This is a genomic window from Streptomyces sp. NPDC046985, from assembly GCF_040644415.1.
Lineage (GTDB): Bacteria > Actinomycetota > Actinomycetes > Streptomycetales > Streptomycetaceae > Streptomyces.
This window is the reverse complement of sequence record NZ_JBEYWK010000019.1, coordinates 152,239-162,135: the sequence shown is the minus strand read 5'-3', so window position 1 is coordinate 162,135 and position 9,897 is coordinate 152,239. Positions and strand designations below refer to the sequence as shown.

Annotated in this window: 3 protein-coding genes, 1 tRNA gene and 1 rRNA gene; 4 read left to right on the top strand and 1 reads right to left on the bottom strand. The window is 71.1% G+C overall.

Annotation, left to right across the window (positions count from 1 at the left end; all coding sequences use genetic code 11):
• From rrf to ABZ861_RS24165, 3 genes are all read left to right on the top strand, one after another.
• Nucleotides 1–88, top strand: a 5S ribosomal RNA gene (rrf, locus tag ABZ861_RS24175); the annotation flags it as partial.
• 99 nt (nucleotides 89–187) lie between these two features.
• On the top strand, nucleotides 188–883 hold the full coding sequence (locus tag ABZ861_RS24170; RefSeq protein WP_361633550.1) for a DegT/DnrJ/EryC1/StrS family aminotransferase: 696 nt from the start codon (nucleotides 188–190) through the stop codon (nucleotides 881–883).
• Between the two features lie 40 nt (nucleotides 884–923).
• Nucleotides 924–996, top strand: a tRNA-Thr gene (locus ABZ861_RS24165).
• 79 nt (nucleotides 997–1,075) lie between these two features.
• Here the strand turns inward: ABZ861_RS24165 and ABZ861_RS24160 are convergent.
• Nucleotides 1,076–3,841, bottom strand: coding sequence for a SpoIIE family protein phosphatase (locus ABZ861_RS24160; RefSeq protein ID WP_361633547.1), 2,766 nt, complete (start codon nucleotides 3,839–3,841; stop codon nucleotides 1,076–1,078).
• 376 nt (nucleotides 3,842–4,217) lie between these two features.
• Between ABZ861_RS24160 and ABZ861_RS24155 the strand changes: the two genes are divergently transcribed.
• Entirely contained in the window at nucleotides 4,218–9,782 is a 5,565-nt protein-coding gene (locus ABZ861_RS24155) for a HAMP domain-containing protein (RefSeq protein ID WP_361633544.1), read from the top strand.
• Nucleotides 9,783–9,897: the final 115 nt, after the last annotated feature.

Below are 9,897 nucleotides of genomic sequence, written 5' to 3'. Positions count from 1 at the left end.
CGGTCACATTCCGAACCCGGAAGCTAAGCCTCACAGCGCCGATGGTACTGCAGGGGGGACCCTGTGGGAGAGTAGGACACCGCCGAACAATTCTTCAAAGGGTTGGACCCCGAACTTCGGTTCGGGGTCCAACCCTTTTTTGTTCGCCGTCACTTGACGTTCACGTGCGCCGACCAGCATTCCCGGCATGGGTACTGCTGCACTGCTCAGGGCCGCCGGCGTCGGAGTCGGGGACGAGGTCGTCGTACCGGCCTTCGGCACCGTGGACGTCGCCGACGCGGTGATCCAGACCGGCGCGCTGCCGGTGTTCGCCGACATAGACCCGGCCACGTACTGCCTGGACGCCTCCGCCGTCGACGCCGCGATCACGCCCCGTACGTCGGCCGTCGTCGCCGTTCACCGCTTCGGGCGGACCGCGGACCTCACGCGGCTGCACGCGATCGGCCGGCGGCACGGGCTGCTGGTGCTGGAACACGCCGAGACCGAGGCGCCGTTCGAGGAGACCGCGCAGCGCAGAGAGCGTGCCGCCTATCTGGACGCGCGCCTGCGCGGGGTGCGCACGCCCGACGGCGGCGACGGACACACCTATCAGCAATACGTGGTGCGAGTGCCGGGCAACGGCCGACCGGACCGGGACGCCTTCGCACGGGCCATACGGGCCAAGGGGATCGACTGCCGGGTGCCGGTGAAGACGCCGGTGCACCGGCTGCCCGGACACCGGCGCTGGATCTCCCTGCCGCAGACGGAGCGAGCCGCCGAGGAGACGCTCGCGCTGCCGGTGGACGCCTCGCTGACGCGGCGGCAGATGCAGCGGATCGTCTCCGCGTGCAACGCGCTGGGCGGACCGATCACGATTGGGAGCACGGCCGCGTTCGGGGTATGATCTACTCCGTCGCCGCGGGGGAATCCCGTAAAGGCGACCGGCCCCTATAGCTCAGTCGGTAGAGCGTCTCCATGGTAAGGAGAAGGTCAACGGTTCGATTCCGTTTGGGGGCTCTTGCAGAAAAGGCCCCGCCCCTTCGGGCGGGGCCTTTCGCGTGTCCGGGGGCTCCGCGTCACCGCGGAGCCCCCGGATTCAGTCCTGGAGGACTTCGGGCACCCGCATGGCGAGGATCGCCATGTCGTCGGACGGGGCGTCCGACGCGAAGCGCTCCACGGCGCGCATGATGCGGGCCGCGACCGCGCCGGCCGTCAGGCCCGTGCATGTGGTGAGGACGTCGGCGAGGCCGTCGTCGCCCAGCATGCGCGTCCCCTCGCGGCGCTCGGTGACGCCGTCGGTGACGCACAGCAGGACGTCGCCCGGGTCCAGCGTGACCGTCTGCTCGTAGAGTTCGAGGTCGTCCATCACGCCGAGCAGCGGCTGCGGCTCGGCGGCCGGTACGACGGTGCCGTCCTGACGCAGGCGCAGCGGCAGCGGGTGGCCGGCGCAGACGACCTTCAGCTCGGCGCTGCCGTCCTCCTGCGGGCGCAGCTCCCCGTAGAGGAGGGTGAGGAAGCGGCTGCGGGCGCCCTCGTCCAGGATCGCGGAGTTCAGGCGCTCCAGGACGGCGGGGCCGTCGTAGCCCTCGCGGGCCAGCAGTCTCAGGGCGTGGCGGGCGAGTCCGGTCACGGCCGCCGCCTCCGGGCCGGTGCCGCAGACGTCCCCGATGGCGAAGCCGTAGGCGCCGTCGCGGATGGGGAAGAGGTCGTAGAAGTCGCCGCCGACCTCGTTGCCCTCGCCGGCGGCGCGGTAGATGACCTCGACCTCGACGCCGTCGATGACGGGCAGGCCGGGCGGCAGGAGGCTGCGCTGGAGCGCCTGGCTGCTGGCCGTGCGCTCCGAGTACAGGCGGGCGTTGTCCAGGGCGAGGGCGGCGCGGCGGCTGAGGTCCTCGGCCAGCTCCAGGATCTCCTGGCGGAAGTGGTCGTCGGAGGGCCTGCCGAGGGTGAGCATGCCGATCACGCGGTTGCGCGCCACCAGCGGCAGGACGACGGTCTCCCCGCCGACCGCGGAGGCGGTGGCCAGGGTGGGGCCGATGATCGTGCCGATCCGGTGCTGGCTGTCGCCCAGGCTGAGACTGCGCATGGAGCTGCGCAGTGCGGCCTGGTGGGCGGCCTCGCCGGGCGCGGACCAGACGCGGGCGCCGGGCGTGGGCACCGGGTCGGGCGGGGCGATCTTCGACAGCAGGGACTTGATGCCGTCGATCAACTCCTCGTCCTCGTGCAGGACGTAGGAGAGGTAGGGCTCCGAGGCCTGGTCGGCGATGGTGTAGACGGCGCACCAGGTGGCCAGGGTGGGCACGGTCATCTGCGCCATCAGGGCCAGGGTCTGGTCGCGGTCCAGGGTGCCGGCGAGCAGGTCGGACGCCTCGACGAGGAAGCTGAGCGAGCCGCGGCGCAGCCGCTCCAGCTCGCCGAGGCGGGCCGACTCGACGGCGAGGGCGATCCGGTCGGCGGCGAACTGAAGGCGCAGCGCCTCCTCGTTGGAGTAACGTCCCGGCGCTTCGGCGGCGACGCCGAGGGAGCCGGTGAGGCGGCCCTCGACCTTGAGCGGAACCGTGACCACGGAGCGCATGCCGGTGCCGCCGAGCAGGGGCACGGCGCCGGCGGCCGCGCTGAGGTCGTCGTGGACGGCGGGCATCCGGGCGGAGCCGTAGCGGCCGGGGCCCGCCTCGACAGGAACGCGGGCGAAGCGCTGGCGGGTGGAGGGCAGGCCGGTGGAGGCGCGCACCTCGAGTTCCGTCTCGTCGTCGGTGGCCAGGAGCAGGAAGGCGGCGTCGGCGTCGAGCATGTCCCGGGCGCGCTCCACGGTGCGCTGGAGGAGGCCGTCGAGGTCGTCGGGGGCGGGGGAGCCGATGAAGACCTCGAACGGGTCGGTGTTCGAGCCGTCGGCGGCGGAGGCGCCGTCGCCGACGGCCGGGTGGCGCGTGGGCGTCTGGAGCACGGCGCGCTCGTGGTCGCGGACCAGCAGGCAGACGGTGGAGGGTTCGCCTCCGGTGTCGCGGACGCGCAGGTGGGAGGCGTAGACGGGGATGACGCGGCCGTGGGCGCCGCGGATGCCGTAGCTGCCTTCCCAGCGGGAGAGCCGGAGGGCTTCGGCGACGCCGGTGCCGGTGCCGGGGGTGTGCGGCCAGGCGGCGAGGTCGGTGAGCGGTTTGCCGAGGACGTGCTCGGCTGAGTAGCCGAACAGGTCCTCGCCGTCCTCGTTCCACGCGGTGATGGCGCCGCCGCGGTCGATCTGGACGACGGCGACGCGGACCCGGCCGTCGGTGAGGGGGAGCAGTTCGTCGGGCAGCAGGGGGCCCGCGGTGCGGGTGCCGACGGGGCGTTCGGGCACGTCGAGCTGGAACCAGACGTTCTTGTGGGTGGGGGCGTAGTCCACGCCCCAGCGGCTGGCGAGGGCGGCGCAGAGCTGGAGGCCGCGGCCGCCTTCGCGGTCGGGGCTGCCCATGTCGATCGCCGCGCTCTGCAACGGCACCTCGCGCTCGGGATAGCGGTCGGAGACCTCGATGCGCACCGCTTCGTCGCTGCGCAGGCACAGGACGTCGGCGGCGGTGCCGGCGTGCACGACGGCGTTGGTGACCAGTTCGCTGGTGAGCACCACGGCGTCGTCGACGATGTCGCCGAAGCCCCAGCCCTGGAGGGTGTCGCGGACGAAGGAGCGGGCGGTGGCGACCGAGCGCCCCAGTGGCTCGAAGCTGGCGGCCGCGCGGGCGGTGATCACAGAACTCCTCGTCCGGTCGTCGGCGTCCAGGTCTCGGCGGCCGCGCGGCTCGCCCCGCTGCTCGGGCAGCTCGGGGTCCCGCGGGCCGCCCGGCCGTTGCTCCGGGGGCTGCTCCCCGGGGATCACTCCGGTGGTCATTGTGTGCGGCCGCCCTCCGATGCCCGCTCGATCCCGTGCCACCGCCCAGGCCGGAGACTCCGGCACGGCTGGACAGCCGCATGCAAGGTTACTTACCTTCGCGGCCCCTGCGGATGCCGGTCAGCGGTGTTTTCGCCCAGAGGGTGTGCGGACGCTGTGCGAAGCTGCCGAACTGTTATGGCCTGGTTCGGCAGGGGTGAAACACTGGGCAGGCTTTCTGTCGACGGTGCGGGCGGGCGAGTGCCCGCGGTGTGCGCGGGGCAGCAACCCCTCGCGCGCTCTGGCCGTACTGGGCAGGCGTAGGCAGCAGTAGCCGGGGCGCCGGGCGGCGGCTCGGGGCACGGCAGTACAGGTCGATCCCTGCGGGAGGGACACAGTGGAGTCTGGCGCAGCGACGCGGAGCACGAAGACGCGCGCGAGGGGCGGGCAGTCCGGGCAGTCCTCCGGCGGTCAGCGCGGGCCGCGCGACGGGACCGTCACGGTGGACGCGGCGGCCCTGAACCGGCTGCTGGCGGCTCTGGTGGGCATGCGCGACGGCAACTTCCGCAAGCGGCTCACGGTGTCCGGGGACGGCGTGATGTCGGAGATCGCCGCCGTCTTCAACGAGGTGGCCGACCGCAACCTGCATCTCACGGGCGAGCTGGCGCGGGTACGGCGCGTGGTGGGGCGTGAGGGGAAGCTCACCGAGCGGCTGGAGACGGGGGCCTGCGAGGGCTCCTGGTCGGCGGCGATCGAGAACTCCAACGCGCTCGTGGACGACCTGGTGCGGCCCGTGTCCGAGGTGGGCAGGGTGCTGTCGGCGGTCGCCGAGGGCGATCTCTCGCCGCGCATGGAGCTGCGCACGACGGCGGCGGAGGGGGCAGGGCATCCGCTGCGGGGCGAGTTCCTGAAGGTCGGGCGGACCGTCAACAACCTGGTGGACCAGTTGTCGACGTTCACCGACGAGGTCACGCGGGTGGCCAGCGAGGTGGGGACGGAGGGGAAGCTGGGCGGTCAGGCGCGGGTGCGCGGGCTGTCCGGTTCGTGGAAGGACCTCACCGACTCGGTCAACACCATGGCGTCCCGGCTGACGGCGCAGGTGCGGGACATCGCGCTGGTGACCACGGCGGTGGCCAAGGGCGATCTGTCGCGCAAGGTGACTGTGCACGTCGCGGGCGAGATGCTGGAGCTGAAGAACACCGTCAACACGATGGTGGACCAGCTCTCCGCCTTCTCCTCCGAGGTGACCCGGGTGGCCCGCGAAGTGGGCACGGACGGCATCCTGGGCGGTCAGGCTCATGTGCCCGGCGTGGACGGCACGTGGAAGGAGCTGACCGACTCGGTGAACCTGATGGCCGGCAACCTGACGGCCCAGGTGCGCGGCATCGCGCAGGTGACGACCGCCGTCGCCAACGGCGACCTGTCGCAGAAGGTGACCGTCCCGGCGCGCGGGGAGGTGGCGCGGCTGGCCGAGACGATCAACCAGATGACCGAGACGCTGCGGATCTTCGCGGACGAGGTCACGCGGGTGGCCAACGAGGTCGGCGCGGAGGGTCGGCTCGGCGGCCAGGCGATCGTGCCGGGCGTGGCGGGGACGTGGAAGGACCTGACCGACTCGGTGAACACGGTGTTCCGCAACCTCACCACGCAGGTGCGGGACATCGCGGCCGTGACGACGGCCGTGGCCAGCGGCGATCTGTCGCAGAAGGTCACCGTGGACGTGGCCGGCGAGATGCTGGAGCTGAAGAACACCGTCAACGGCATGGTGGACCAGCTCTCGGCGTTCGGCGCCGAGGTGACCCGGGTGGCGCGGGAGGTCGGCGTCGAGGGCGAGCTGGGCGGTCAGGCGCAGGTGTCCGGGGCCGCCGGGACGTGGAAGGACCTCACCGACTCCGTCAACACCGCGTTCCGCAACCTCACCGGTCAGGTGCGCAACATCGCGCAGGTGACGACGGCCGTGGCCAACGGCGACCTGTCGCAGAAGGTCACCGTGGACGTATCCGGCGAGATGCTTCAGCTCAAGAACACCGTGAACACCATGGTGGACCAGCTCTCGTCCTTCGCCGACCAGGTGACCCGGATGGCGCGGGACGTGGGCACGGAGGGCCGGCTGGGCGGTCAGGCCCGGGTGGACGGCGTGTCGGGCACGTGGAAGGAGCTGACCGACTCGGTCAACTTCATGGCCGGCAACCTCACCTCGCAGGTACGGCAGATCGCCCAGGTGACGACGGCGGTGGCGCGCGGCGATCTGTCGCAGAAGATCGACGTGGACGCGCGCGGGGAGATCCTGGAGCTGAAGAGCACCATCAACACGATGGTGGACCAGCTCTCCGCGTTCGCCGACCAGGTGACGAAGGTGGCCCGCGAGGTGGGCACCGAGGGGCGGCTGGGCGGTCAGGCGCAGGTGCCCGGCGTCGCCGGTGTGTGGCGCGATCTCACCGATTCGGTGAACGGCATGGCGGGGAACCTCACCTCGCAGGTGCGCAACATCGCGCAGGTGGCCACCGCGGTGGCGCGCGGCGACCTGTCGCAGAAGATCACCGTGGACGCGCGCGGGGAGATCCAGGAGCTGAAGAACACCCTCAACACGATGGTGGACCAGCTCTCCTCGTTCGCCCAGGAGGTGACCCGGGTGGCCCGCGAGGTGGGCACGGAGGGCATCCTGGGCGGGCAGGCCGAGGTGCAGGGGGTGGCCGGCACCTGGAAGGACCTCACCCAGTCGGTGAACTTCATGGCGAACAACCTGACCATCCAGGTCCGCAACATCGCCGAGGTCACGACCGCGGTCGCCAAGGGCGACCTGTCCAAGAAGATCACCGTCGACGCCAAGGGCGAGATCCTCGAACTGGTCACCACCGTGAACACGATGGTCGACCAGCTCTCCTCGTTCGCCGAGCAGGTGACCCGGGTGGCCCGCGAGGTGGGCACCGAGGGCATCCTCGGCGGGCAGGCGCACGTGCCGGGGGTCGTCGGCATCTGGAAGGACCTCAACGACAACGTCAACCTGATGGCCAACAACCTGACCGTGCAGGTGCGCAACATCTCCCAGGTCGCGGCGGCGGTGGCCAACGGCGACCTGACGCGGACGGTGACGATCGAGGCGCGCGGCGAGGTCGCGCAGCTCGCCGACACGTTCAACACGATGGTGAAGACGCTCAGCTCGTTCGCCGACCAGGTGACCAAGGTGGCCCGCGAGGTGGGCACGGACGGCATCCTGGGCGGTCAGGCGTACGTGCCGGGCGTGGCGGGCACCTGGAAGGACCTCACCGAGTCGGTGAACCAGATGGCGTCCAACCTGACCGGCCAGGTGCGCAACATCGCGATGGTGACCACCGCCATCGCCAAGGGCGATCTGACCAAGAAGATCGACATCGACGCGCGCGGGGAGATCCTGGAGCTGAAGACGACCATCAACACGATGGTGGACCAGCTCTCCTCGTTCGCCGGGGAGGTCACCCGGGTGGCCCGCGAGGTGGGCACCGAGGGGGCGCTGGGCGGCCAGGCGCGGGTCCGGGACGTGGACGGCACCTGGCGGGACCTGACGGAGTCGGTGAACGAGATGGCCGGGAACCTGACCCGGCAGGTGCGCGCCATCGCGCGGGTGGCGACCGCGGTGACCCGCGGCGACCTGAACCTGAAGATCGACGTGGACGCCTCCGGCGAGATCCAGGAGCTCCAGGACTACATCAACAAGATGATCGCCAACCTGCGCGACACGACCATCGCCAACAAGGAGCAGGACTGGCTGAAGGGCAACCTGGCCCGCATCTCGGCGCTGATGCAGGGCCGCCGCGACCTGGAGGACGTGGCGTCGCTGATCATGAGCGAGCTGACGCCGGTGGTCTCCGCGCAGCACGGCGCGTTCTTCGTGGCGATGCAGACGGCCGACGACAAGGACCTCGGCGGCCAGGCGGACGACGCCTATGAGCTGCGGATGCTCGGCTCCTACGGCTACTCGATGGGCTCCATGCCGACGTCGTTCCGGCCGGGTGAGGCGCTGATCGGCACGGCGGCGGAGGAGAAGCGCACGATCCTGGTGGCGAACGCGCCCAGCGGCTACCTGAAGATCTCCTCCGGGCTCGGCGAGGCGCCGCCGGCCCAGGTGATCGTGCTGCCGGTGCTGTTCGAGGGGAAGGTGCTCGGCGTGATCGAGCTGGCCTCGTTCACGGAGTTCACGCAGATCCAGAAGGACTTCCTCAACCAGATCGCGGAGATGATCGCCACCAGCGTCAACACCATCTCCGTCAACACCAAGACCGAGCTGTTGCTGAAGCAGTCCCAGGAGCTGACCGAGCAACTGCGCCTGCGCTCGGAGGAGCTGGAGCAGCGGCAGAAGGCGCTCCAGGTGTCCAACGCCGAACTGGAGGAGAAGGCCGAGCTGCTGGCCCAGCAGAACCGCGACATCGAGGCGAAGAACTCCGAGATCGAGGAGGCGCGGCAGGTTCTGGAGGAGCGCGCCGAGCAGCTCGCGGTGTCCATGCGCTACCGCAGCGAGTTCCTGGCCAACATGTCGCACGAGCTGCGCACGCCGCTGAACTCGCTGCTGATCCTGGCCAAGTTGCTGGCCGACAACGCGGAGGGCAACCTCTCGCCGAAGCAGGTGGAGTTCGCCGAGACGATCCACGGCGCCGGGTCCGACCTGTTGCAGCTCATTAACGACATCCTGGACCTGTCGAAGGTCGAGGCGGGCAAGATGGACGTCTCGCCGACCCGGATCGCGCTCGTCCAGCTCATCGACTACGTGGAGGCCACCTTCCGGCCGCTGACCGCGGAGAAGGGCCTGGACCTGTCGGTGCGGGTCTCCCCGGAGCTGCCCGCGACCCTGCACACCGACGAGCAGCGGCTGCTCCAGGTGCTGCGCAACCTGCTGTCCAACGCGGTGAAGTTCACCGACTCCGGTTCGGTCGAGCTGGTCATCCGCCCGGCCCGGGACGAGGTGCCGCAGGCGATCAGGGAGCAGTTGCTGGAGGCCGGCTCGCTCACCGATCCGGAGGCGGACCTGATCGCGTTCTCCGTCACCGACACCGGCATCGGCATCGCGGCCAGCAAGATGCGGGTGATCTTCGAGGCGTTCAAGCAGGCCGACGGCACCACCAGCCGCAAGTACGGCGGAACGGGGCTGGGGCTGTCCATCTCGCGGGAGATCGCCCAGCTCCTCGGCGGTGAGATCCACGCGCAGAGCGAGCCGGGCCGCGGCTCGACGTTCACGCTGTACCTGCCGCTGCACCCGGGCGACCTTCCGCCGCAGGGCTACCAGCAGCCCGCCTCCGCGCTGGACGCCGACGAGCTGGTCGCCGCCGCCGAGCCGCATCTGTCCGACCTCTCCAGCCTCGCGGACCTCTCGGAGCTGTCCGCGGCGCAGGTGGAGACGCCGGCCGAGGTGAAGTCGTACCAGGAGACGCAGAACGGGGCCGCTGCGCTCTTCCGGCGCCGCCGCCGGGCCCTGCCCGCGGGCGAGCCGGGGCAGCCCGAGCGGCGCGGCGGGCAGGGGCCGGCGGACCAGGACGGTTCGCAGGAGGCCGGGCAGTGGCCGGCGCCTGCCGGGCAGGCGGACACGGCGCCGCGCGGGCGCCGGGACGTCCGGTTCGGCGGCGAGAAGGTGCTCATCGTCGACGACGACATCCGCAACGTGTTCGCGCTGACCAGCGTCCTGGAGCAGTACGGCCTGTCCGTGCTCTACGCGGAGAACGGCCGGGAGGGCGTCGAGGTCCTGGAGCAGCACGACGACGTCGCGGTGGTCCTGATGGACATCATGATGCCCGAGATGGACGGGTACGCCACGACCACGGCGATCCGCAGGATGCCCCAGTTCGCCGAGCTGCCGATCGTCGCGCTGACCGCGAAGGCGATGAAGGGCGACCGGGAGAAGGCGCTCGAGTCGGGCGCATCCGACTACGTGACCAAGCCGGTCGACCCCGACTATCTGCTGGGCGTGATGGAGCGGTGGATGCGGGGAGAGTGACCCTGTCAGGAGGGGCGCCGGGGAGCGGGGGAGCGAAGGCGCCCCGGAGTGCGGCGGGAGCGGTGAACGGGCCGTGAAGGGGCGGCGGAACGGCGAGGGCACGGCGCGGGCCCGG